The sequence below is a fragment of the Palleronia aestuarii genome, from assembly GCF_003253995.1.
GTDB lineage: Bacteria > Pseudomonadota > Alphaproteobacteria > Rhodobacterales > Rhodobacteraceae > Palleronia > Palleronia aestuarii.
Genome location: NZ_QKZL01000001.1, coordinates 185,604 through 208,275, shown reverse-complemented (window position 1 = coordinate 208,275; position 22,672 = coordinate 185,604). Strand labels below are relative to the sequence as shown.

21 protein-coding genes, 1 tRNA gene and 1 riboswitch are annotated in these 22,672 nt (G+C 66.9%); of the genes, 10 read left to right on the top strand and 12 right to left on the bottom strand.

What is annotated here, in order from left to right; genetic code table 11:
• Position 1: 1 nt before the first annotated feature.
• Positions 2–51: riboswitch (SAM-SAH riboswitch) on the bottom strand.
• Between the two features lie 35 nt (positions 52–86).
• The 7 genes from lnt to irrA all read right to left on the bottom strand — a co-directional run bounded on the left by lnt (position 87) and on the right by irrA (position 6,877).
• The gene (gene lnt / locus LX81_RS01050) at positions 87–1,589 is read right to left on the bottom strand and encodes an apolipoprotein N-acyltransferase (protein ID WP_111535422.1); all 1,503 of its coding nucleotides are present in this window, start codon (positions 1,587–1,589) and stop codon (positions 87–89) included.
• On the bottom strand, positions 1,582–2,442 hold the full coding sequence (locus LX81_RS01045; RefSeq protein WP_111535421.1) for a CBS domain-containing protein: 861 nt from the start codon (positions 2,440–2,442) through the stop codon (positions 1,582–1,584). Before LX81_RS01045 ends, lnt begins: the two co-directional genes overlap by 8 nt.
• A 22-nt stretch (positions 2,443–2,464) precedes the next feature.
• Entirely contained in the window at positions 2,465–2,965 is a 501-nt protein-coding gene (gene ybeY / locus LX81_RS01040; protein WP_373280258.1) for an rRNA maturation RNase YbeY, read from the bottom strand.
• A 21-nt stretch (positions 2,966–2,986) separates the two neighbouring features.
• Positions 2,987–4,003 (bottom strand): PhoH family protein, encoded by a 1,017-nt coding sequence (locus LX81_RS01035; protein WP_211322679.1) that lies wholly within the window; start codon positions 4,001–4,003, stop codon positions 2,987–2,989.
• Between the two features lie 82 nt (positions 4,004–4,085).
• Positions 4,086–5,414, bottom strand: a complete 1,329-nt coding sequence (gene miaB / locus LX81_RS01030) for a tRNA (N6-isopentenyl adenosine(37)-C2)-methylthiotransferase MiaB (RefSeq protein ID WP_111535419.1) — start codon at positions 5,412–5,414, stop codon at positions 4,086–4,088.
• 136 nt (positions 5,415–5,550) lie between these two features.
• Positions 5,551–6,219, bottom strand: coding sequence for a VPLPA-CTERM sorting domain-containing protein (locus LX81_RS22685; RefSeq protein WP_234822443.1), 669 nt, complete (start codon positions 6,217–6,219; stop codon positions 5,551–5,553).
• A gap of 241 nt (positions 6,220–6,460) precedes the next feature.
• Positions 6,461–6,877: an iron response transcriptional regulator IrrA gene (irrA, locus tag LX81_RS01020; RefSeq protein WP_111535640.1), complete on the bottom strand. Its 417-nt coding sequence runs from the start codon at positions 6,875–6,877 to the stop codon at positions 6,461–6,463.
• A 173-nt stretch (positions 6,878–7,050) separates the two neighbouring features.
• Here irrA and fabA point away from each other — a divergent pair, with 173 nt between their 5' ends.
• The 3 genes from fabA to LX81_RS01005 are packed head-to-tail and all read left to right on the top strand — an operon-like array spanning position 7,051 to position 9,600.
• On the top strand, positions 7,051–7,560 hold the full coding sequence (gene fabA, locus LX81_RS01015) for a bifunctional 3-hydroxydecanoyl-ACP dehydratase/trans-2-decenoyl-ACP isomerase (protein WP_111535418.1): 510 nt from the start codon (positions 7,051–7,053) through the stop codon (positions 7,558–7,560).
• Positions 7,561–7,583: 23 nt separating this feature from the next.
• Entirely contained in the window at positions 7,584–8,807 is a 1,224-nt protein-coding gene (gene fabB, locus LX81_RS01010) for a beta-ketoacyl-ACP synthase I (protein ID WP_111535417.1), read from the top strand.
• A gap of 4 nt (positions 8,808–8,811) precedes the next feature.
• On the top strand, positions 8,812–9,600 hold the full coding sequence (locus LX81_RS01005) for an enoyl-ACP reductase FabI (protein WP_111535416.1): 789 nt from the start codon (positions 8,812–8,814) through the stop codon (positions 9,598–9,600).
• Between the two features lie 84 nt (positions 9,601–9,684).
• On the opposite strand, the gene LX81_RS01000 is transcribed toward LX81_RS01005, so the two are convergent.
• On the bottom strand, positions 9,685–10,113 hold the full coding sequence (locus LX81_RS01000) for an FKBP-type peptidyl-prolyl cis-trans isomerase (RefSeq protein ID WP_111535415.1): 429 nt from the start codon (positions 10,111–10,113) through the stop codon (positions 9,685–9,687).
• A gap of 223 nt (positions 10,114–10,336) precedes the next feature.
• Here LX81_RS01000 and LX81_RS00995 point away from each other — a divergent pair, with 223 nt between their 5' ends.
• The 6 genes from LX81_RS00995 (at position 10,337) to argE (ending at position 16,721) form a co-directional block, all read left to right on the top strand.
• Positions 10,337–11,158 (top strand): alpha/beta fold hydrolase, encoded by an 822-nt coding sequence (locus LX81_RS00995; RefSeq protein ID WP_111535414.1) that lies wholly within the window; start codon positions 10,337–10,339, stop codon positions 11,156–11,158.
• On the top strand, positions 11,140–12,132 hold the full coding sequence (locus LX81_RS00990; RefSeq protein ID WP_234822442.1) for a threonine ammonia-lyase: 993 nt from the start codon (positions 11,140–11,142) through the stop codon (positions 12,130–12,132). The genes LX81_RS00995 and LX81_RS00990 overlap by 19 nt, the downstream gene beginning before the upstream one ends.
• 9 nt (positions 12,133–12,141) lie before the next feature.
• Positions 12,142–12,960 (top strand): 3-oxoadipate enol-lactonase, encoded by an 819-nt coding sequence (gene pcaD / locus LX81_RS00985; protein ID WP_111535413.1) that lies wholly within the window; start codon positions 12,142–12,144, stop codon positions 12,958–12,960.
• A gap of 105 nt (positions 12,961–13,065) precedes the next feature.
• The gene (locus tag LX81_RS00980) at positions 13,066–14,274 is read left to right on the top strand and encodes a TCR/Tet family MFS transporter (protein ID WP_111535412.1); all 1,209 of its coding nucleotides are present in this window, start codon (positions 13,066–13,068) and stop codon (positions 14,272–14,274) included.
• 102 nt (positions 14,275–14,376) lie between these two features.
• On the top strand, positions 14,377–15,561 hold the full coding sequence (locus tag LX81_RS00975; RefSeq protein ID WP_111535411.1) for a M24 family metallopeptidase: 1,185 nt from the start codon (positions 14,377–14,379) through the stop codon (positions 15,559–15,561).
• The gene (gene argE, locus LX81_RS00970; protein WP_234822441.1) at positions 15,558–16,721 is read left to right on the top strand and encodes an acetylornithine deacetylase; all 1,164 of its coding nucleotides are present in this window, start codon (positions 15,558–15,560) and stop codon (positions 16,719–16,721) included. The genes LX81_RS00975 and argE overlap by 4 nt, the downstream gene beginning before the upstream one ends.
• Before the next feature lie 46 nt (positions 16,722–16,767).
• On the opposite strand, the gene LX81_RS00965 is transcribed toward argE, so the two are convergent.
• Positions 16,768–16,843 (bottom strand) — tRNA-Ala (locus tag LX81_RS00965).
• A 116-nt stretch (positions 16,844–16,959) separates the two neighbouring features.
• Here LX81_RS00965 and LX81_RS00960 point away from each other — a divergent pair.
• Positions 16,960–18,231 carry a DUF2254 domain-containing protein gene (locus tag LX81_RS00960; protein WP_111535409.1) on the top strand — a complete coding sequence of 424 codons (1,272 nt, stop codon included), beginning with the start codon at positions 16,960–16,962 and terminating at the stop codon, positions 18,229–18,231.
• A 22-nt stretch (positions 18,232–18,253) separates the two neighbouring features.
• On the opposite strand, the gene gcvP is transcribed toward LX81_RS00960, so the two are convergent.
• The 3 genes from gcvP to gcvT are packed head-to-tail and all read right to left on the bottom strand — an operon-like array spanning position 18,254 to position 22,643.
• Positions 18,254–21,097, bottom strand: a complete 2,844-nt coding sequence (gcvP, locus tag LX81_RS00955; protein ID WP_111535408.1) for an aminomethyl-transferring glycine dehydrogenase — start codon at positions 21,095–21,097, stop codon at positions 18,254–18,256.
• 38 nt (positions 21,098–21,135) lie between these two features.
• The gene (gcvH, locus tag LX81_RS00950; protein WP_111535407.1) at positions 21,136–21,501 is read right to left on the bottom strand and encodes a glycine cleavage system protein GcvH; all 366 of its coding nucleotides are present in this window, start codon (positions 21,499–21,501) and stop codon (positions 21,136–21,138) included.
• An 11-nt stretch (positions 21,502–21,512) separates the two neighbouring features.
• Complete coding sequence (gene gcvT / locus LX81_RS00945; RefSeq protein ID WP_211322678.1) at positions 21,513–22,643, bottom strand: glycine cleavage system aminomethyltransferase GcvT; 1,131 nt, start codon at positions 22,641–22,643, stop codon at positions 21,513–21,515.
• Between the last annotated feature and the right edge of the window lie 29 nt (positions 22,644–22,672).

Sequence of the window (22,672 nt, the reverse complement as noted above, 5' to 3'; positions counted from 1 at the left end):
TCGCTCCGATAACTTTTCGCCACGCACGCCAGGAAGCCGTTGTGCGTCGTTTATCCCATGCCCGATAGCGACCGGCCCGGGCACATTCAACTGCTTTCCCTGCGCCGCGCGAGGGCCGCGATGCCCAGGGTCGCAAGCAGGAGAAGAGCCAGGGGAAGATCGCCGGTCCGTGAATAGAGCGTCCGCTCCCGCGCGACCGGCAAACGGTGGTCGAGATAACCCGCCTCGCCCAGCGGAAACGCGGCCAGTACGCGGCCCGCGGCATCGATCACGGCGGAGATGCCGGTGTTGGCGACCCGGATCATCGGCAGCCCCTGCTCGATCGTCCGCATCCGCGCCTGCGCCAGGTGTTGCTGCGGCCCTGCGAAGGTTCCGAACCAGGCGTCGTTGGTGATCTGGAGGAGCCAATCGGGACGCGACGGGGCGGCGGCCACGTCCTGCGGAAAGATCGCCTCGTAGCAGATCAGAGGCAGCACCGGCCCACCCGCGCCGAGATCGAGAAGCCGCGGCCCCGGCCCGGCGGCATAGCCGAACCCGTCCCGGGCCGCGAAACTCCGCAGGCCCAGATGCCGCGTCAGGCTGCCCAGCGGGATGTACTCGCCGAACGGGACGAGATGGTACTTGTCGTAGATCGCGTCGATCCCGCCCCCGGCGCCGATCACGAAGAGCGAATTGAAGAGCCGCAGGCCATCGAGCCGCTGCGCGCCGAGCACGACAGGTACACCGTCCGCCGCGGCGGCAATCGCATCGAGCGCGGGATGGCCGGGCGCGACGAGATAGGGAACGGACGTCTCGGGCCAGACGATGAGGTCCGGTGCAGGCGTTGCGGCACTGTAGGCGAGTTGACGGTCGAAAAAGCCGAGCACCCGGTCCGGATCCCACTTCTCCCCCTGCGGTGCGTTGGGCTGCACGAGACGGATCACCGGGGCGTCGGCGGGCGCCTCCTCCTCCGGCGGCATCAACACGGAGCCCACGGCGAGCGGCAGCACCCAGGCTAGGGAAAGGCTCAAGGCGCCGCGAAGAGACGGGCCCGCGACGGCGATCCCGGCCGCGAGGAGGGTCGTGAGAAGTGTCAAGCCGAACGGCCCGGTCCAGGCGGCGATCTGCGCTGCGCCGCTTTCCGTCCAGACATAGCCGAGAAGCGCCCACGGAAAGCCGCTGAGGATATAGGACCGCAGCATTTCGACCCCGGCGAGACACGCCCCGAATGCCAGTACGAAGCGCCATCCGGTCCCGGCGATCCGTCGCGTCACGCCGAAGGCGAGCGCCCAGAAGAGCGCGAAACCGGTGGAGATGAAGACGAGCGCGAAGGGCGCCATCCAGCCATAGCGGTCGGGCTCGATCAGGAACGGCTCCACGATCCAGTGGAGCGTTACCGCGAAGTATCCCGTTCCTGCGGCGAAGCCCGTCCAGGCCGCGGTCCGGGCCCCCGGGCATCGAGCGACGAGCCAGGCGCAGAGCGCAAGACCGCCGAGCGCGACCGGTGTCAGCGAAAACGGAACCTGCCCCAATCCGGCGAGAATGCCGCCGAGGAGGGCGAGTGCGAGGCGGCGTTTCGGCGTCGAACCTGCCCTGAGCCCCTCAACCAACCGCCGTGTCCGGCAACCGAACGCGAAGCCGCTTCAGGCGCCTCGGATCGGCATCGACGATCTCGAATTCCGGGCCGGCGGGATGCGGGATCACCTCGCCACGCGTCGGAACGCGGCCGGTCAGGACGACGACGACGCCGCCAAGCGTATCAATCTCCTCCTCGTCGTCGGGATCGACGAGGCGCATGCCGATCTCCGCCTCGAACTCCTCGAGCGGCGCCTTGGCCTGCACGAGGTAGCAGCCCGGCTGCTCGAGCGTCCAGAGCTGGTCCTCGTCCGTATCGTGCTCGTCCTCGATCTGCCCGATCACCTGCTCGATCAGGTCCTCGATCGTGACGAGCCCGTCGACGCCGCCATATTCGTCGATCACCAGCGCCATGTGCATCCGGTCCGACTGCATCTTTTGCAGGAGCACGCCGATCGGCATAGAGGGCGGTGCGTAGATCAGCGGTCGCGTCATCTCCGCCATGTCGAAATCGGCGCTCGCTCCGAAACCGTGACGGAGCGCAAAATCCTTCAGGTGTATCATGCCCACGGGATTGTCGAGCGTGCCGTCATAGACCGGAAGTCGCGTGAGACCGCTTTCCTGGAAGATCGTGACCAGGTCGTCCATCTCGATATCGATGGGAACGGACGTGATCTCGACGTTCGGGATCGCCACGTCCTCGACGCGCATGCGGCTGAGATTGAGAAGCCCCGGAAGGGATTTGGCCGGCGGGGGCGGATCCTCGTCGGATTCCTCGCCTGCGCCGAATGCGTTGAAGAACCGTCCGAAGAAGCCGCGTTCGTGACTCTCGCCGCCTTCGGTGTCTTCCGGACCGGAGGTCTCCGGTCCGTCCTCTACGTGGCTCATCTCACCTTTCCATTGCAGGACATCATGCGTCGCTCGCGACGGTATATGGATCCGGATACCCCAGTTGCGCAAGTATCTCGACCTCGGTGCCTTCCATCAACTCCGCATCGCCCGGCCGCTCGTGGTCGTAGCCCAGGAGATGCAGCACGGCGTGGACCACGAGATGCGTGGCGTGCTGGGCGAGCGGCACGCCCGCCGCCACCGCCTCCCGAGCGCAGGTCTCGAACGCGATCGCGATGTCGCCGAGCTCGGGATCGGACCCGTCCGGTGCCGGCGGTCTGTCGCCATCGCGAGCGGCGGCGCGATCCTCCGACGGCCAGGAAAGCACGTTGGTCGGACGCGGCCTGGTGCGGAACTCTGCATTCAGCGCGGCGATACGCTCGTCGTCACAGCCGAGGAGCGCAATCTCGAACGGTCCGTCGAGCTTCAGGTAACCCAGAACGGCCAGTGCGGCTCGATCGGCGATCCCGGGCAGTCCGCATTCCGCCCAGCCCTTCGCCTCGATCATCGTCTCGACGCTCACGGAACTCATCGGGGTTGGGGATCAGCCATCCCGCTCGTAGGCCTCGATGATCCGGGCGACGAGCGGATGGCGGACGACGTCCGCGGCGGTGAAATAGTTGAACCCGATCCGGTCGATTCCCTTCAGCAAACGTTCGGCCTCCGACAGCCCGCTCACCTGACCCCGCGGCAGATCGACCTGCGTGCGGTCGCCCGTGATCACCATGCGCGAGCCCTCGCCCAGGCGGGTGAGGAACATCTTCATCTGCATGCCGGTCGCGTTCTGCGCCTCGTCGAGGACCACGAAGGCGTTCGAGAGCGTACGTCCGCGCATGAAGGCGAGCGGCGCGATCTCGATCCGCTTCTCCTCCATGAGCTTCGCGGCCATCTTGCCCGGCAGGAAATCGTTCAGCGCGTCGTAGAGCGGCTGCATGTAGGGGTCGACCTTGTCCTTCATGTCACCCGGAAGGAAGCCTAGGCGTTCGCCCGCTTCCACCGCCGGACGGCTTAGGACAATGCGGTCGACATGGCCCTGGATGAACATGTTCACGCCGACGGCCACGGCGAGATAGGTCTTGCCGGTGCCCGCGGGCCCGATGCCGAAGGCGAGCTCCTTGGCGAAGAGGGACCGGACATAGGCCTTCTGCGCCTCCGTCCGGGGCTCGACCAGCTTCTTGCGGGTCTTGATCTCGACCGCGCCACTCTGGAAGAGTTCCATCTGGTCGAGAGCGTCCGGCGTCTCCTCGTCGGACACGCCGCCCATCCGGATTTCGCCGTCGATATCGCCCGTCTCGATGCTCTTGCCCGCCTCGAGTCGCTGGTAGAGCGATTGCAGCACTTCGGCCGCCCGCGCGACGGACGCGGCCTCGCCCATCACGGAAAGCAGGTTGCCGCGCCGCACGATCTGCACGTCGAGCTGCTGCTCGACACGGGCGAGGTTGGCATCATACTGACCGCAAAGGTCGATGAGGAGACGGTTGTCGGGAAATTCCAGCTGCGTTTCGGTCGGACCGGTGCCATTCGGGTCGAGGGTGGCGCCATAGCCGGGGAGTTGGGCCAATCACTGCTCCGTCGCGTCAAAGGGTTTCGCCGCTATCGTGGCCCGACCTCCCGTCGGACGCAAGAGTACGGTAGCCGCGATGCTAACGCACCGCGTGCATCGGTTCCAGAAGTTCGCCCCGCAATGAATTCGTTGCGCTCTCCGCGATGCGAACGCGGCGCAACTCGCCGCGCGCAATTCCGGGCCCCGTCACGAAGACCGAGTGCAAGTGCTCGGACTTGCCCACCATCTGTCCTGGTGTCCGGCCCGGCTTCTCGAAGAGGACATCCGTCTCCCGTCCGACCATCCGGTCCTGCACCGCGCGCTGCTGCGTCCGAAGGAGAGTCTGGAGGCGTTGCAGGCGCTCATCCTTCTCCGCCTCCGGGACCTGCGGGCGCTCCGCGGCGGGCGTTCCGGGGCGCGGGGAGTACTTGAAGCTATAGCATTGCCCGTATTCGACGGCATCGACGAGCGCCAGCGTGGCCTCGAAATCCTCTGCGCTCTCGCCCGGAAAGCCCACGATGAAGTCGCCGGAGAGCAGGATGTCGGGCCGCGCCGCGCGGATACGCTCGACGAGGCGCAGATAGGCCTCCGCGTTGTGCTTACGGTTCATCGCCTTCAGGACCCGGTCACTGCCCGATTGCACCGGTAAGTGGAGATAGGGCATGAGCTCGGGCACCTCGCCATGCGCGGCGATGAGCGCGTCGTCCATATCGTTCGGATGGCTCGTCGTGTAGCGGATGCGCGCGAGACCGTCGATTGCAGAGAGCGCACGGACAAGGCCAGCGAGACCGCCCGGATGGCCGTGATAGGCGTTCACGTTCTGCCCCAGGAGCGTGATCTCGCGCACGCCCCGCTCCACGAGGTCTCGCGTCTCGGCAATGACGCGCTCCGCGGGACGGCTGACTTCCGCGCCGCGGGTATAGGGCACGACGCAGAAGGCGCAGAACTTGTCGCACCCTTCCTGCACGGTCAGGAAGGCGGACGGGCCACGCCGGGCCTTCGGACGCGCGGAGAGATGGTCGAACTTGTCCTGCTCGGGGAAGTCGGTGTCGAGCGCACGCGCGCCGTTCCGGGCCTTCTCCGCGAGTTCGGGCAGACGGTGATAGCTCTGCGGACCGACGACGAGATCGACGAGCGGCTGGCGACGCAGGATTTCCTCACCTTCCGCCTGCGCGACGCAGCCCGCGACGCCGATCTTGAGATCGGGCCGTTCGGCCTTCAAACTCCGGAACCGTCCGAGTTCGGAATAGACCTTCTCGGCGGCCTTCTCGCGGATATGGCAGGTGTTCAGCAGGATCATGTCGGCATCGTCGGGCGTCGTCGTCTCGACATAGCCCTGCCCGCCGAGCGCTTCGGCCATTCGCTCGCTGTCGTAGACGTTCATCTGACAGCCATAGGTCTTGATGTAGAGCTTGCGCGCGATCGTCATGACGGACACTCCCGACGCTGCGGTGATACCGCGGCCGTCTAGACGACACGCGCCTGCTTCGCAACATCCGCCCGACAGGACCGGGGGGCCCCGGCCCCAGGGGAAACGCCCGCCCCGTCGGGGGCGGGCATTGCATTCAGGCCTTGCGACGACCGCGGCGCATCGCCGCGAAAGCGCCGAGACCGGTCACGAGAAGCAGGCCCCCGGCCGGCAGCGGGACCGGCGCGACATCGACGATCTCGTCGATCTCGCCGACGGTGCCGACGTCCTTGGTGCTTCCGTCGGTTCCGTTCGTGTTCTGGGTCCGGATGCCGATCGTGTCGAACATCGCCTGAGCGAGCGTGGCGCCAGTGGTGATGCCGAACGAAAGCTCAGTGACGTTTCCGCCGGCCGCTCCGGCCTTGCCGAAGCCGAACAGATAGTCGAACGTCGACCCCGATCCGGCGAAGTTGCAGCCGCCCGATTGCTTGCCCTCGCACTTGTCCTTGCGGACGGTGTCGGTGCTGGCGGTGAAGTTCGTGATCGACGTGCCGATGATGTCGTCCGACGTGAGACCGGTCAGCGCGGAATTGAAGGCGAAGCCCGCGAGATCGGCGGTCGGCCCGTTCGTGGTGTCGATCGTGATGTCGAACGTGATCTGGCCCGCGACCTTCTCGTCGCTGATGACGACGGAATAGAGGGGCTGAAAGCTCGCATCGTTGTTATTGTAGGCGAAATCGGACGACGTGAGCGTCGTCGTCGCGGCGCCGGCGGCGCCGACGGTGGCGGTGGCGGCCAACAGGCCGGCGATAATAGTACGATACATGGTTTTCCCCAGAAGAAGTAATGGCGAGCCCATATCACGGCGCCGCTGGCAATCAATATTTTCTTAAAGTTCTGCGCGAATTCGCGCCGTACGCGGGACAGTGCGGGGCTGCGAGGCGGACAGTGCCGGATACGTATCCTTTACCATGTCGCGCGCGGCGCTCGATCGGACACGATTCGAGAATGCATCGAGATCGACCGGACGGGATAACAAGGGAGTCAGCCATTCGGCCGACGCTCAGTCACTTCCGTCGCAAGCGCAAAACGACGTCGACAGAAGCGATCTCGGCGCCCGGCGGGGCCGACGGCAGCCGGGAGATCTCGAGTTCCTCCTTCGGCGCGTCGACCAGCCTTCCGGTATCTTCCCAATAGAAGTGGGGATGGTCGTCCATCCGCGTATCGAAATAGGTCTTGGACCCCTCGACCGTTACCTCCTGCATGAGGCCAGCCTCGCAGAAGGCCCGCAGCGTGTTGTAGACGGTGGCGAGCGACACGGAATGGCCTGCCGCGCAACTGGAGGCATGGAGGCTTTCCGCCGTGACGTGGCGGTGCTCGCCATCGCCGACGAGAAGAGCGGCGAGCGCCAGACGCTGCCGCGTCGGGCGCAAGTTCGCGCCCGTCAGCCACGCGGTGCACCGCGCCAGATCGTCTTGCGACATTGTCGGATCAACCCCGGTCATGGGAAAGCTATATCGGGTTTCGGCCCTGAATTTCAATCGGGATTCCCCAATGAGGCGGAGCGTCAGCCCCGGCCTTGCGCCCGCGCGGACGGCGATGATACACCCCCCCGATAAAGCCGACGTGAGGAAACGACGGCCGGGGGGCCGGGACATTGAGCACTTATCCCAAGCAATTCGACCGCGAAGATCTTCTGCGCTGTGCGCGTGGTGAGCTCTTCGGGCATGGAAATGCGCAGCTTCCGTTGCCGCCGATGCTGATGATGGACAGGATCACCGACATCTCTTCGGACGGTGGCGCGAACGGCAAGGGCCATGTCGTGGCGGAGTTCGACATCCGGCCCGATCTGTGGTTCTTCGACTGCCACTTCCCGGGCAACCCGATCATGCCGGGGTGCCTCGGCCTCGACGGACTGTGGCAGCTTACCGGCTTCAATCTGGGCTGGCGGGGCTGGACGGGGCGCGGCTACGCCCTGGGCGTGGGCGAGGTTAAGCTTACCGGCATGGTCCGTCCCGACCGCGAGCGCCTCGTCTACAACGTCGACTTCACCAAGGCGGTGCAGTCGCGCCGGTTGACGATGGGCGTCGCGGACGGAACCGTCCACGCCGACGGCGAGCTGATCTATCAGGTCAAGGACATGAAGGTCGCTCTCTCGGAGAGCTGACCGGCCAATCGAGGGGGAGCGCGATGCGCCGCGTCGTCATCACCGGGCTGGGTATCGTCTCGCCCATCGGAAATTCCGCAGCCGAGGTCACGGCGGCCCTGAAGGCGGGCAAATCGGGTATCGAGGCCTCCGAAGAGATGGCCGAACACGGATTCCGCAGCCGTGTCGCGGGGACACTCAAGATCGACGTCTCCGACCATGTCGACAAGCGCACGCTTCGCTTCATGGGGCCGGGCGCCGCCTATGCCCATATCGCGATGAGCCAGGCCATCGCCGATGCCGGCCTGCCGGAGGCGGTGGTCTCCAATCCCGCGACGGGCCTCATCGCGGGCTCGGGCGGACCGTCGACCTCGGCGATGCTCGCCGCCCACCAGACCGTGCTCGAGAAGGGCAGCCCGAAGCGGATCGGCCCCTTCGCGGTGCCGAAATGCATGTCCTCGACGGTCAGCGCGAACCTTTCGACCGCGTTCAAGATCAAGGGGATGAACTTCTCGATCACCTCTGCCTGCTCGACCTCGCTCCACTGCATCGGCATGGCCGCGCAGCAGGTAGCGCTCGGGCAGCAGGACGTGATGTTCGCGGGCGGCGGTGAGGAGCTCGACTGGACGCTGTCGTGCCTCTTCGACGCGATGGGCGCGATGAGTTCCCGCTACAACGACACGCCGGAACGGGCGAGCCGCGCCTTCGACGCCGATCGCGACGGGTTCGTGATCGCGGGCGGCGGCGGCATGGTCGTGCTCGAGGATCTCGACCACGCCCGGGCGAGGGGCGCACGCATCTACGCCGAGGTCACGGGCTTCGGCGCGACGTCGGACGGGCACGACATGGTCGCCCCTTCGGGCGAAGGCGGGGAGCGGGCCATGCGGCAGGCGCTCAAGGATTTCGATCCCGCGCGCATCGGCTACATCAACGCGCACGGCACCTCCACGCCCGTGGGCGACGTGGGTGAGGTACAGGCCGTCCGTCGCGTCTTCGGCGACACCGCGCCGCCGATCAGTTCCACGAAGTCGATGACCGGCCATTCCCAGGGTGCCGCCGGCGCGCAGGAGGCGATCTATTGCCTCCTGATGCTGGAACACGATTTCATAGCCCCCTCGATCAACGTCGAGACGCTCGACCCGGAGATCCGGGAGGGCGAGATCGCCACGTCGCTCGTCGAGACGGCGGGACTCGATACCGTCATGACGAACTCGTTCGGGTTCGGCGGCACCAATGGCTCGATGCTCATGAGCAAATTCAGGGAGTGACGGCATGGCCGATCTTTTGACGGGCAAGCGCGGTCTCATCATGGGCGTGGCCAACGATCACTCGATCGCCTGGGGCATCGCCAAGGCCATGGCCGCCGAAGGGGCGGAACTCGCCTTCTCCTACCAGGGCGAGCATTTCGGCAAGCGCGTCGAGCCGCTCGCGACCTCGCTCGGCAGCGATCTCCTGCTCGATGTCGACGTGACCGACGACGCCTCGATGGACGCGGCCTTCGCGACGCTGAAGGATCGCTGGGGCAGCCTCGACTTCATCGTACACGCGATCGCCTATTCCTCGAAGGAGGAGTTGAAGGGACGGTTCATCAACACGACGCGGGAGAACTTCCGACATTCGCTGTCTATCTCGTGCTATTCGCTCATCGACGTGGCACGCCGCGCGTCGGACCTGATGCCCGAGGGCGGGACCATCCTCACCATGACCTACCAGGGGTCGAACCGGGTCACCCCCTTCTACAACGTGATGGGCGTGGCGAAGGCGGCCCTCGAATCGGCGGTGCGCTATCTCGCGAACGACCTCGGTCCCGACGGGATAAGGGTCAACGCGATCTCGCCCGGCCCCATGAAGACGCTGGCGGGCGCGGCCATCGGCGGTGCGCGGAAGACCTTCAAACATACCGATCAGAACGCCCCGATGCGCAAGAATGCCACGCTTGCGGCGATCGGCGGCACGGCGGTCTACCTCGCCTCGGAGGCCGGCGCCTGCACGACCGGAGAGATCATCCGAGTTGATGGCGGCTACCACGTCCTCGGCATGCCGCAATCGGAGAACCTCTGAGCGCGACCGATACACTCGCCGGAACGAAAAAGAGCCGCCGGATGCGCACCAGCGGCTCTTTCGTCTCGGGACAGGCGAAACGCCTTACTTGATCTCAACGAGCTCGACATCGAAGGTCAGTTCCTGACCGGCGAGCGGGTGGTTCGCGTCGAGCGTCACCTCGGTGTCGTTGGACGCGGCGACCATCACCGGCATCGTCTGCCCATCGGGGGTCTGCATCTGCAGTTGCGTGCCCGGATCGACAGGAATGTCGGCGGGGATCTGCTCCCGCGGGACGGCCTGAACCCGACCGGGGTCACGCGCGCCATACGCTTCCTCAGGGGAGACCTTGACGGTCTTCTCGTCGCCCACGGACATGCCGGTCACGGCGCTGTCGAGGCCGGGAATGATCTGGCCTGAGCCCACGGTGAATTCCAGCGGATCGCGGCCCTGGCTCGAATCGAAGGTCGTGCCGTCGGAGAGGCTGCCCGAGTAGTGCATACGGATGGTGTCGCCTGGTTTCACCTGGCTCATGCTGTGTCCTTTCGTAGGGAAAACTTGGTTTGAAAGGCCGCCAATCTCGGCGGGTGCTTCCGTGCTCGCCTCACCACGTGGGGTCGATCACGACGATGTAAACCCGGATACCCAGATTCCTTCATCGACAAGCCGGTCGGACAAGAAATCCTCCGGCTTTCTCGCGCTTGTCTCCGTCCGTCGCCTCGTGCCACTCTGCATATTCCGAATGACGAGGGCATCGATGGCAGATTTCACGACCTCCGACGGGCTCCGCCTGCATTACCGCGACGAGGGGACGGGCACGCCGATCCTCTGCCTGTCGGGTCTGACGCGCAACAGCACGGATTTCGACTATCTCTGGCCGCATCTGGCGGATGCGCGCAAGATCGCGCTCGATTACCGCGGACGCGGCAAGTCGGACTGGGGCGCTCCCGAAAGCTACACGATCCCGGTTGAAAGCCGCGACGTCGTGGAACTTCTCGATCATCTCGGTCTCGACCGCGCAGCCGTCATCGGAACGTCCCGCGGCGGGCTCATCGCGCTCCTGATGGCCGCGATGGCGAAGGACCGGCTGGCGGGCATCTGCCTCGTCGATATCGGTCCGGAGATCGCGCCCGAAGGAATGGCCGCGATCCGGTCCTACGTGGGGCGCAATCCGGGCCATGCGAACCGGAAGGAAGCCGTAGCGGCCCGTGCCGGCCTGATGGCCGGGTTCGAAGGCGTACCGGAAAGCCGCTGGGTCGAGGAAGTCGAGAAGCACTACGTGGAGGCCCCGGAGGGCCTCGCGATCAACTACGACCCCGCTCTCGCGCAAACCGTCGTAGAGCCCGATCCGGACACGGCCCCGCTCGACCTCTGGCCGTGGTTCGATGCGGCTTCCGAATTGCCGCTTGCCGTCATCCGGGGCTCGAACTCGGACCTCCTGAGCTCCGAAACGCTTGCCAAGATGTGCGAGCGGCGTCCGGACATGATCGTGGCGGAGGTGCCGGGCCGCGGGCATGTCCCGTTCCTCGACGAGCCGGAAGCGCTCGACGTGATCGCGAAATGGCGGGCGATGCTGTGAATATCGACGCGATCCGCGCCGCCGCGCGACGGCTGGACGGCCAGACCCGCCGTACGCCCCTTCTCTCCTCTCCACGCCTCGACGAGATCGCGGGGCGGCGGATCCTCGTGAAGCCCGAATGCCTGCAGGTCACGGGGAGCTTCAAGTTCCGCGGCGCCCTGTCGGCCCTGACCGCCCTGCCCGAGGATGTCCGCGAGCGCGGCGTGCTGGCCTATTCCTCCGGCAATCACGCGCAAGGCGTGGCGGAAGCCGCGAGGCGCCTCGGCGTGCCGGCCGTGATCGTCATGCCGGCCGACGCGCCCGCGCTGAAGCTCGCCAACACCCGTGCGATGGGGGCCGAGGTCGTGCTTTACGACCGGGAGACCGAAAGCCGGGAGGAGATCGGCGCCGATCTCGCCGAACGGCGGGGGTTCGTCCTCGTGCGCCCCTACGACGAGCCCGAGGTGATCGCCGGCCAGGGTACGATCGGGCTGGAGATCGCGGCCGATCTGCCCGAGGGCGTCGAGGCCGACGTTCTGACCTGTTGCGGCGGCGGCGGGCTTACGAGCGGGATCGCGCTGGCCCTCGAGGCGGATGCGTCGTCGCTTCGGGCCAGGCCCGTGGAGCCGGAGGGATTCGACGACGTCACCCGGTCGCTCGCCGCGGGCCGGATCGAGCGCAACGCGCGCGCCGCGGGAAGCATCTGCGACGCCATCGTCACGCCCGCTCCGGGAGATCTGACCTTCCCGATCATGCAGCGGCTCTGCGGGCCCGGCCTCGTCGTTTCCGACGCGGAGGCGCTGCGCGCGATGGCCCTGGCCTTCCTGCATCTCAAGATCGTGGTGGAGCCCGGAGGTGCCGTCGCCCTCGCCGCGGCCCTGCGCGGCAGAACGGAAGGCGCGGGCGAAACGGTCGTGGTGATCGCCTCCGGCGGAAATGTCGATCCCGAGACCTTCAGCACGGCACTGGCCGGGTTCCACGCAGACAGACCCTGAGGAGCCGCCGTGCCGATCGCAGATCTGGGTGGGCTGCACGTCCATTACCGCGACGAAGGAGACCCCGACGGGCCGGCCATCGTGCTGTCCCATGCGCTCGGCACCGATCTGCGCGTCTGGGACGCGGTGGTGCCGCTCCTGCCCGTGGGGCTCCGGTGTCTCCGCTACGATCTGCGCGGCCACGGGCTCAGCGATTGTCCGCCCGCCCCCTATGCGATGGGCGCGCTCGTCACCGACGCTGAACGGCTCCTCGACCGGCTGGAGGTGCGCGAGTGCGTCTTCGTCGGCCTTTCCATCGGGGGCATGATCGCGCAGGCCCTCGCGGTAAAGCGGCTCGACCTCGTTCGCGCCCTCGTCCTGTCGAACACCGCGGCAAAGATCGGAACCACGGAAAGCTGGCAGGACCGGATCGACCTCGCACGCGCCGAGGGTCTCGCGGCGCTCTCCGGCACGATGATGGAGCGGTGGTTCTCCGCGTCGTTCCGCGCGACGCCCGATCTTGCCCAGTGGGCGAACCTTTTCGAGCGGACACCGCTCGAGGGCTATGCCGGGTGCGCGGCCGCGATCTCGGGAACCGACCTGATGGCGGCGACGGCGCGGCTCACCTTGCCGACGCTCGTTCTCGCGGGCAGCGCGGACGGCTCGACGCCGCCCGATCTCGTGCGGGAGACGGCCGCCCTCATCGCCGGGTCGGACTTCCACCTCATCCGCGGCGCGGGACATCTGCCCTGCGTCGAGGCGCCGCAGGACGTCGCGGACGTGATCGGCGATTTCGTCCGGCGTATCGGCCATTCCACGACAGCCGGAGATGGGCGCGGCGCGCCCTGAAAGACCCAATCGGCAAAGGATCGCCGCGCGAAGTGTTGACTTCGCCCCCCCTGGCCCTCCATGCCCACACGACCCCATTCCTGCATCTGCCGCCCCGGAGGCCCGATGTCCCAGCGCCTGCCGCTGATCTTCATCCTGATGACGCTGGTCATCGACGCCATGGGGATCGGCCTCGTCATCCCCGTGATGCCCGACCTGATCCAGGAGGTCGATGGCGGCACGCTGGCACATGCCGCGATCTGGGGCGGGATCCTCTCGACCTCCTTCGCCTTCATGCAATTCCTCTGCGGGCCGCTCCTCGGATCGCTGAGCGACCGGTTCGGCCGCAGGCCGGTCCTGCTCGTCTCTCTCGGGGTGATGAGCCTCGATTACCTCGTGATCGCGATGGCGGGATCGGTCTGGGTGCTTCTCGCCGGACGGATCGTGGGCGGGATCGCGGCGTCCACGCAATCGACGGCCACCGCCTTCATCGCCGACATTTCCTCGCCCGAGGAGAAGGCGGCACGGTTCGGCCTCGTCGGAGCCTCCTTCGGCCTCGGCTTCGTGCTCGGCCCGATCCTCGGCGGTATCCTCGCGGAATGGGGGACGCGGGCGCCCTTCTACGCCGCCGCGGCCCTCGCCGCGCTCAATCTCTGTTTCGGATACTTCATCCTGCCGGAGACCGTCACCGACCGGATCAGGCGCCCCTTCGCCTGGCGGCGGGCCAATCCGCTCGGCGCATTGCTCGATATCGGCCGCATGCCGGGTGTGACCCGGCTCGTCGCGATGTTCTTCCTCTATCAGGTGGCCTTCTTCGTCTATCCCGCGATCTGGGCCTATTTTGCCAAGGCGCGCTTCGGCTGGGACCCGCGGATGATCGGGCTGTCGCTCGCGGCCTTCGGCATCGCGCTCGCGATCGTCCAGGCGGGACTCATCCGTCTGATCCTGCGCTATCTCGGCGACAGGGGTACCGTGATCTACGGGCTTGTCTTCAACGCCTTCGCATTCGTGGTCCTGGCCTTCGTCGCCGACGGCACGATCGCGCTCATCCTCACCCCGCTCGCGGCGCTGGGCGCGGTGGTGACCCCCGCGCTGCAGGGGCTCATGTCCCGGGCGATCCCCGACAATGCGCAAGGCGGCCTGCAGGGGCTCCTGACGAGCGCCGGGGCGCTCGCGATGATCGTCTCCCCGCTCATCATGACGCAGGTCTTCTGGCTCTTCACCGGCAAGGGCGCCCCCGTCTATCTGCCAGGGGCACCGTTCCTGCTGTCGATGGCGCTGATGGGGGTCTGCGCGGTGGTCTTCATGGGCCGGCGCAGTGCGGTGACACCGTAGCCCGCCCTCTGATGCGACCGGGTCCGGCGCACCGCGCTTCGGCTTGACCCCGCCTTGCGATTGGCCCTTCATCACCGCCGAAATGACCGCGGGGAGCGATGGATGACCGAGAAACGATTGCCCTTTTCGCGCGCGGAATTCGACCGGCGGCTTGGCCTCGTTCGCTCCGCCATGGCGAATGAAGGGCTCGATGCGCTCTTCGTGACGAACCCGTCCAACATGGCGTGGCTCACGGGCTACGACGGCTGGTCCTTCTACGTCCACCAGGGCGTGCTTCTCGGCCACGAGGGCGATCCCGTCTGGTGGGGGCGGCGGATGGACGGGTTCGGCGCGAAGCGGACCGTCTGGATGGACGACGACCACGTGTCCGACTACTCCGACGATTACATTCAGTCCGACGAGCGACACCCGATGCAGACGCTTGCAACCCTGATGGCCGAGCGCGGCTTCGAGGCGGGCCGGATCGGGGTGGAAATGGAGAACTACTATTTCACCGCCCGCGCGATGGAGGTCCTCCGCACGGAGATGCCTAAGGCCGCGTTCCACGACGCGACCAACCTCTGCAACTGGCAGCGAACCGTGAAATCGACCGACGAACTCGATTTCATGCGCAAGGCCGGCGCGATCAGTACGAAGATGATCGAGGGGATCATGGAACGGGTGGAGCCGGGCCTGCCGAAGAACGACCTCGTGGCCGAGATCTACCGCGATGCGCTCAGAGGCGTCGACGATGCCTGGGGCGATTACCCGGCGATCGTGCCGCTCCTGCCCTCGGGGCCCGACGCGGCGGCGGCGCACCTGACGTGGGACGGGCGGCCGTTCGCAGCGGGGGAGGCCACGTTTTTCGAGATCTCCGGCTGCCATCGCCGTTACCACGCGCCGCTCTGCCGGACGGTGTTCCTCGGCACTCCGCCACAGGACATGCTCAACGCCGAGGCCGCGCTCGTCGAGGGGATCGAGGCAGGCCTCGATGCCGCGCGGGCGGGCAATCGCGCCTGCGACATCGCCAATGCCATGATGGCGGTCCTGCGGAAGGCCGGGATCGAGCGGTCGGGCCGGATGGGCTATGCCGTGGGCCTCTCCTACCCCCCCGATTGGGGCGAGCACACGGTCTCGATCCGCGAAAGCGACCGGACGGAACTGAAGCCCGGGATGACGTTCCACTTCATGCCTGCGCTCTGGATGGAGGATTGGGGGCTCGAGATCACGGAGACGATCCTCATCCGCGAGGGCGGGCACGCGGAATGTCTCTGCAACTATCCGCGCAAGCTCGTCGTGAAGCCGTGACCGAAGCGCTCGACCGCACGATTGCGCATCTGGACGAATTGATCGCGCAGCCGACGATCTCCTCCGCGTCGAACCGGGCCACGATCGACACGATGGCCGACCGGCTCGACGCGCTCGGGGCGCGATGCCGGATCCTCGAGGATCCGACCGGAGAGAAGGCGAACCTCTTCGCCACCTTCGGGCCGGAGACGGACGGCGGTATCGTCCTCTCGGGTCATGCCGACGTCGTCCCCGCGGAGGAGCCGGGCTGGAGCTCCGACCCCTTCGTCATGCGCGACGACGGCGAGAGGCTGTATGGGCGCGGCACATGCGACATGAAGGGGTTTCTCGCCGCGATCCTCGCCACCGCGCCGCTCTATGCCAGGGGGACCCTCCGCCGGCCGTTGCATGTCTGCGTGACCTACGACGAGGAGGTCGGCTGCCTCGGCGCGCGGCAACTCACCGCCGCAATGACGGACTGGCCGTTCCGGCCCGCCTTCGCGCTCATCGGGGAGCCCACCTCCATGCGTGTGGTCGAGGGGCATAAGGGGTGCTGCGAGTACACAACGCGCTTCCGCGGACTCGAGGGGCATGGCAGCCAGCCCGACAAGGGCGTCTCCGCGATCGAATTCGCGACGATGTTCGTCACCCGCCTCCTGTCGCTCCGCGGCGAGCTTGCGCTCCGCGCGCCGGACGGGTCGCGCTTCGATCCGCCGGGAACGACTCTGCAGGTCGGCCGGATCGCGGGGGGCGTCGCGCATAACGTGATCGCGGGCGACGCGCAGGTCGACTGGGAACTCCGCCCCGTGGCGCGGGCCGATTTCGACCACGTGATCCGAACGATGCGCGATTACTGCAACGACGTGCTCCTGCCCGCCATGCGCGCGGTCCATCCCGGTTCGACCATCGCGACGGAGGTGATCGGCGAAGTCGCCGGCCTCGCCCCCGTCACGGAGAACGAGGCGCGCGACGTCGCGTGCGCGCTCACCGGCGCGAACGGGGCGGAGGTCGTGGCCTTCGGAACGGAGGCGGGCCTTTTTCAGCAGATCGGCATGGCAGCCGCGATCTGCGGGCCCGGCGACATTGCGCAAGCGCACAAGGCCGACGAGTTCGTGTCGAAGGCGCAGCTCTCAAGCTGTCTTAACCTACTCGAAGGACTCGACGTCTATCTGAGGGCCTAGGCAGAACCGTGAAGGTCTGCAGGACACGGCGCATGATGCGGAAAACTGGTGGAGCCGAGGGGGATCGAACCCCTGACCTCGTCATTGCGAACGACGCGCTCTCCCAACTGAGCTACGGCCCCACTGGCGCGGTGGGTGAACGAATCCACGAAGCTTGTCAAGATCGTGAAGGCGTGGTCTTTCGCCATCGTCGCGTGGCCCATGGAGACCGTCGTCGGCTTTTGGGGAAAGGTGCGAAATGAAGTTGAACGAGGCAGGCCTGTCGAAGACCTTCTTCCGGATACGGCGGCTGTCCCGAAAACTCTGGATTCGCGCCGCCCTGATCGCGATGCTCGCCGTGGTCGCGGCGCTGCTGGCGCGCCCTCTGTCGCGATACGTTCCCGATGCCATCGCCAACAATCTGAGCGAAGGGTCTGTGTCGGAGATCGTCAAGATCATCGCGTCGAGCATGCTGGCCGTGACGATCTTCTCGCTGTCGATCATGGTGGCGGCGCGACAAACCGCGTCCAGTCAAGTCACACCCCGCTCCCACCAGGTCCTGATCGAAGATTCGACAACCCAAAGCGTTCTCGCCAGCTTCCTCGGCGCCTTCATCTTCTCGCTGGTCAGCCTGATCGTCATCGACACCGGGTACTATACGGGCCGCTCCTCCGCGGTAATCCTGTTCTTTACCCTGGTCGTGGTCGCCCTCGTGGTCGCCGCGATCCTGCGCTGGATCGATCAGTTGAGTGATCTCGGCAGTGTGTTGGAGACCACCCGTCGGATCGAGGACGCCGCCCTTGCGGCCGTTCGCGAGCGGGTGGACTGGCCCTGCCTCGGCGCGCGGCCGCTCACCGAGGGCCAACTCGAGATCCCGGCACGGGCCCTCACCATCCCGGCCTGGACGACCGGTTACGTTCAACACGTTGATCTTGCGGCCCTGGTCGAGGGGGCGGCCGACAGCTCGGGGCAGGTGTTCCTGATGGCTGCACCGGGCATGTTCGTCACCGAGGGCGATCCGCTGATCCTGCATACCGGCGACCTCAAGGATGCCACGGCGCGCAAAGCCTTCACGATCGGCGGTCACCGCGTGTTCGACCAGGATCCCCGGTTCGGCGTGATCGTGCTGACCGAGATCGCCCAGCGCGCCCTGTCGCCCGGTATCAATGATCCAGGCACCGCCATCGACGTCATCAGCCGCCTCGTCCGCGTCCTGCGCGAGTTCCGCGACGAGCGGGCCCCGAACGAACGGGAGGGCCCGCACTTCCCGAGCATCTGGATCCCGCCCGTGACATCGGAAGACCTCGTAAGGGACGCATTCGATTCGATCGCGCGGGACGGCGCCTCGACGATCGAGGTCCAGGTACGGCTGCAGAAGGCGCTGGCCACCCTCGCGGCCGGCGAGGATCGAGCCATGCGCGAGGCCGCGCTGGCGGCCTCGGACCGGGCGCTTCGGATCACGCTGCCCGAGCAGATCATCGAAGAGCATCGCGACTGGCTACGCCGGGTGGCGGTGGCCAAGAGCGACTGACACCGCCCAAGGCAGGGCAAGCTTACTCGGCGGCCTCCTGGTAGCTCTCGAGCGGCGGACAGGTGCAGACGAGGTTGCGGTCGCCATAGGCGTTGTCCACCCGGTTGACCGGCGGCCAGTACTTATCGACGTGGAACGATCCGGCGGGGTAGCAACCCGTCTCGCGGCTGTAGGGGCGATCCCATTCGCCCACGAGGTCCGCGACCGTGTGCGGCGCGTTCTTCAGCGGGTTGTTCTCCCGGTCGCCGCCGTCCTCGATCGCCTTGATCTCCGCACGGATCGCGAGCATCGCGTCGCAGAAGCGATCGAGTTCGGCCATCGTCTCGCTCTCGGTGGGCTCCACCATCAGCGTGCCCGCGACGGGCCAGCTCATCGTAGGCGCATGGAAGCCGTTGTCCGTCAGACGCTTCGCGATGTCGTCCACGGTCACGCCCGCGGACTTGTCGAAGGGCCGGGTGTCGATGATGCATTCATGCGCGACCCGTCCGCCCCGCCCGCGGTAGAGCACGTCGTAGGCCCCGTCGAGACGCGCGGCGATGTAGTTCGCGCTCAGGATCGCGACCTTCGTGGCCTGCGTGAGCCCCTCGCCCCCCATCATCAGGCAATAGGCCCAGCTGATCGGCAGGATCGACGCGGAGCCGAACGGCGCGCCACTCACGGCGCCCTCGCCGTTCGACGCCCCGTGGCCCGGCAGGTGCGGGGCGAGATGCGCGCGCACCCCGATCGGCCCCATGCCCGGGCCGCCGCCGCCATGCGGGATGCAGAAGGTCTTGTGGAGGTTCAGGTGGCTGACATCGGCCCCGATCTCGCCGGGCTTCGCGAGCCCCACCATCGCGTTGAGGTTGGCCCCGTCGAGATAGACCTGCCCGCCGTGGGTATGCGTGATCTCGCAGATCTCGCGCACGTTCTCCTCGAAGACGCCGTGGGTCGAGGGATAGGTGATCATGCAGGCCGCGAGGTCACCACCCGCGGCCTCGGCCTTGGCGCGAAAATCCTCGACGTCGATATCGCCTCGCGCGGTGCATTTCACCACGACGACCTTCATCCCGCACATCTGCGCGGAGGCGGGGTTCGTGCCGTGCGCGTTGACCGGGATGAGGCAGATCTTGCGATGCCCTTCCCCGTTGGCCTCGTGGAAGCGCCGGATGGTCAGGAGCCCCGCATACTCGCCCTGCGCGCCGGAATTGGGCTGCATCGACATCGCGTCGTAGCCGGTGATGACGCAGAGCTTCGCCGACAGATCGGCCAGCATCTCCGCATAGCCCTCCGCCTGGTCGGCAGGCGCGAAGGGATGGATGCCGGAGAATTCCGGCCAGGAGATCGGCATCATCTCCGCGGCGGCGTTGAGCTTCATCGTGCAGGAACCGAGCGGGATCATCGCCCGGTCGAGCGCAAGGTCGCGGTCGGACAGACGCCGCATGTAGCGCATCATCTCCGTCTCCGCCCGGTTCATGTGGAAGACCGGGTGAGTCAGGTACGCGCTCTGGCGCAGGAGCGTTTCGGGGAGGCGGTAGCGAGCCTCATCCGCAGGAACGGCATCGTGCAGGCCGAACGCCGCGAGAAGCCGGTCGATCGTTTCGCCCCGCGTCGTCTCGTCGAGCGTGATGCCGAGCTTCGTCTTCCCGACCTTTCGCAGGTTGATCCGCGATGCGGCCGCCGAGTCGAAGATCGCGCCGCGCAAGGGGCCGCATTCGACCGTGAGCGTATCGAAGAAACTCTCCGGCCCGGTCTCGAACCCCGCCGCGCGCAGGGCATCGGACACCCGCACCGCCTTGAGGTGAATGCGCTGCGCGATCGCCTTCAGACCCTCCGGCCCGTGGAACACCGCGTAGAAGGACGCCATGACGGCGAGGAGCGCCTGCGCCGTACAGACGTTCGAGGTGGCCTTCTCCCGGCGGATATGCTGCTCCCGCGTCTGCAGGCTCAGCCGGTATGCCGGGTTGCCCCGCGCATCGACGGAGACGCCGACGATCCGGCCGGGCATCGACCGCTTGAGCCCGTCGCGGCAGGCCATGTAGGCCGCATGGGGGCCGCCATAGCCCATCGGCACGCCGAAGCGCTGGGTCGATCCGACGGCGATGTCGGCGCCCATCGCGGCGGGCTCCTTCAGGAGCGTCAGCGCCATCGGATCGGCGATGACGATGCCCAGACCCTGCGCCTCGTGCAGCGCCGCGATCTGATCGCTGAAATCCGAAAGGCCGCCATGCGTGCCGGGATACTGGAAGATGCCCGCGAAGACCGAGCCCGCGTCCATCTCCGCCGGATCGCCCACGATCACCTCGATCCCGAGCGGCTCGCAGCGGGTGCGGATCACGTCGATGTTCTGGGGATGGCATTCGCGGTCCACGAAGACCGCGCGCGCCTTCGACTTCGATCCGCGTTCGGCCATCGTGACCGCCTCCGCCGCCGCCGTCGCCTCGTCGAGCAGCGAGGCGTTGGCCACGTCGAGCCCGGTAAGGTCGCAGATCATCGTCTGGTAGTTCAGTAGCGCCTCCAGCCGGCCCTGGCTGATCTCCGGCTGGTAGGGCGTGTAGGCCGTGTACCAGGCCGGATTCTCGAGGATGTTGCGCTGGATCGCGGGCGGCGTGACCGTCCCGTGATAGCCCTGCCCGATCATCGAGGAGAAGACCTTGTTCTTCCGTGCCACCTGCTTGAGCTGCCAGAGAAGCTCGCGCTCCGACAGGGCTGGACCGAAATCGAGCGGCGCATCTTGTCGGATCGCGCCCGGCACCGTCTCGTCGATCAGCGCGTCGAGGCTCTCGACCCCCACGGCGCGCAGCATTGCTGCCATCTCGTCGGGCGAGGGTCCGATATGGCGGCGATTGGCGAAGTCGTAGGGGTCGTATTCGGTCGGCTCGAAGGGCATTGGGTCTCCGTTCCGGGTCGGCCCGTGGGCCGGACCCTTCAGATGAACTTCTTGTAGGCGGCCTCGTCCATCATCGCGTCCAGGTCGGACATGTCCTCGACCCGCATCTTGAAGAACCAGCCGGCGCCCAGCGGGTCCTCGTTGACAAGGGCGGGATTCTCGACGAGCGCGCTGTTGACCTCGATGATCTCGCCATCGACCGGCGCCATGATGTCGGAGGCGGCCTTGACGCTCTCGATCACCACGACCTCGTCCTCCTTGGCGACCGTCAGTCCCTCCTCGGGCAGCTCGACGAAGACGAGATCGCCCAGTTGCTCGGCGGCGTGCTCGGTGATGCCCACGGTGACGACGTTTTCCTCGTCATCCTCGGGGCGCAGCCATTCGTGTTCCTCGGTGAATTTCATCAGCTCAAGCCTCAGCGTTTGTAGGTGGCAGGACGGAAGGGCATGGCGGTCACGGTGACGGGAACGCGTCTGCCCCGGAGTTCCGCCCACACTTTGGTCCCTACCGCGGAATCGTCAATGCCGACATAGCCCATGGCCATCGGCCGCTCGATCGAAGGCCCGAACGCGCCGGAGGTCACCGTGCCCGTGGGCGCATCCGCATTCTCCCGCGCGAATAGCTCCACGCCTGCCCGGATCGGTGCCCGGCCTTCGGGCAGGAGGCCGACGCGGAGCCGTAGGGGCCCGGTCTCGAGCTCGCGGGCGATGCGCTCGGCGCCTGGATAGCCGCCCGCGCGCCCGCCATCCGGGCGGCGGACCTTCTGCATCGCCCAGACGAGATTCGCCTCCACCGGGTTCGTCGTCTCGTCGATATCGGTGCCGTGGAGGCAGAGCCCCGCCTCGAGCCGCAGCGAATCGCGCGCCCCGAGCCCGATCGGCGCGACGACGGGATGGTCGAGGAGCGCGCGCGCGAAATCTTCGGCCCGGTCCGCCCCGACCGAGATCTCGTAGCCGTCCTCGCCTGTATAGCCCGACCGGGAGACCCAGATCTCCCCGAACTCGGTCGCGAAACTATCGACGTCCATGAACCGCATTCCCGCGGCACCGGTCGCGATCTGCTCGAGCACGTCCTCCGCCCGCGGGCCTTGCAGCGCGAGGAGCGCGCGGTCGGGCAGCGGGGTGACCTCGCAGCTCTCCGACAGATGCGTCGCGAGATGCGAAAGATCGTCGTCCTTCCGCGCCGCGTTCACCACCAGGAACAGGTGATCGTCGCGCCGCGCCACCATAAGATCGTCGAGGATGCCTCCCTCCGCATTCGTCAGAAGGGCGTAGCGCTGCCGACCAGGCTTCAGGCCGAGGACGTCGACGGGCACAAGCGCCTCGAGCGCGCGCGCCGCCTCCTCCACATCGCCCGAGCGGTGACGCAGGACGATCTGTCCCATGTGGCTCACGTCGAAAAGTCCGGCCGCGCTGCGGCAATGGACATGCTCCTTCATCACGCCCATCGGATATTGCACCGGCATCTCGTAGCCCGCGAAGGGCACGAGCTTTGCACCGAGCTCCCGGTGGAGCGCATTGAGCGGGGTGGTCTTCAGATCTGTCACGGGCCCTCCGAGCATAAGCGGCGGGCATC

What these genes read in the sequence shown, in the direction of transcription:
- miaB (WP_111535419.1), bottom strand. Translation starts at nt 5,414, where the DNA reads ATGACGATCGCGCGCAAGCTCTACATCAAGACCTATGGCTGTCAGATG.
- LX81_RS00995 (WP_111535414.1), top strand. Translation starts at nt 10,337, where the DNA reads ATGGCAGATTTCACGACCTCCGACGGGCTCCGCCTGCATTACCGCGAC.
- LX81_RS00990 (WP_234822442.1), top strand. Translation starts at nt 11,140, where the DNA reads ATGGCGGGCGATGCTGTGAATATCGACGCGATCCGCGCCGCCGCGCGA.
- LX81_RS01045 (WP_111535421.1), bottom strand. Translation starts at nt 2,442, where the DNA reads ATGAGCCACGTAGAGGACGGACCGGAGACCTCCGGTCCGGAAGACACC.
- LX81_RS01005 (WP_111535416.1), top strand. Translation starts at nt 8,812, where the DNA reads ATGGCCGATCTTTTGACGGGCAAGCGCGGTCTCATCATGGGCGTGGCC.
- LX81_RS22685 (WP_234822443.1), bottom strand. Translation starts at nt 6,219, where the DNA reads ATGTATCGTACTATTATCGCCGGCCTGTTGGCCGCCACCGCCACCGTC.
- LX81_RS01000 (WP_111535415.1), bottom strand. Translation starts at nt 10,113, where the DNA reads ATGAGCCAGGTGAAACCAGGCGACACCATCCGTATGCACTACTCGGGC.
- fabB (WP_111535417.1), top strand. Translation starts at nt 7,584, where the DNA reads ATGCGCCGCGTCGTCATCACCGGGCTGGGTATCGTCTCGCCCATCGGA.
- LX81_RS00975 (WP_111535411.1), top strand. Translation starts at nt 14,377, where the DNA reads ATGACCGAGAAACGATTGCCCTTTTCGCGCGCGGAATTCGACCGGCGG.
- gcvP (WP_111535408.1), bottom strand. Translation starts at nt 21,097, where the DNA reads ATGCCCTTCGAGCCGACCGAATACGACCCCTACGACTTCGCCAATCGC.
- LX81_RS00980 (WP_111535412.1), top strand. Translation starts at nt 13,066, where the DNA reads ATGTCCCAGCGCCTGCCGCTGATCTTCATCCTGATGACGCTGGTCATC.
- irrA (WP_111535640.1), bottom strand. Translation starts at nt 6,877, where the DNA reads ATGTCGCAAGACGATCTGGCGCGGTGCACCGCGTGGCTGACGGGCGCG.
- gcvH (WP_111535407.1), bottom strand. Translation starts at nt 21,501, where the DNA reads ATGAAATTCACCGAGGAACACGAATGGCTGCGCCCCGAGGATGACGAG.
- LX81_RS00960 (WP_111535409.1), top strand. Translation starts at nt 16,960, where the DNA reads ATGAAGTTGAACGAGGCAGGCCTGTCGAAGACCTTCTTCCGGATACGG.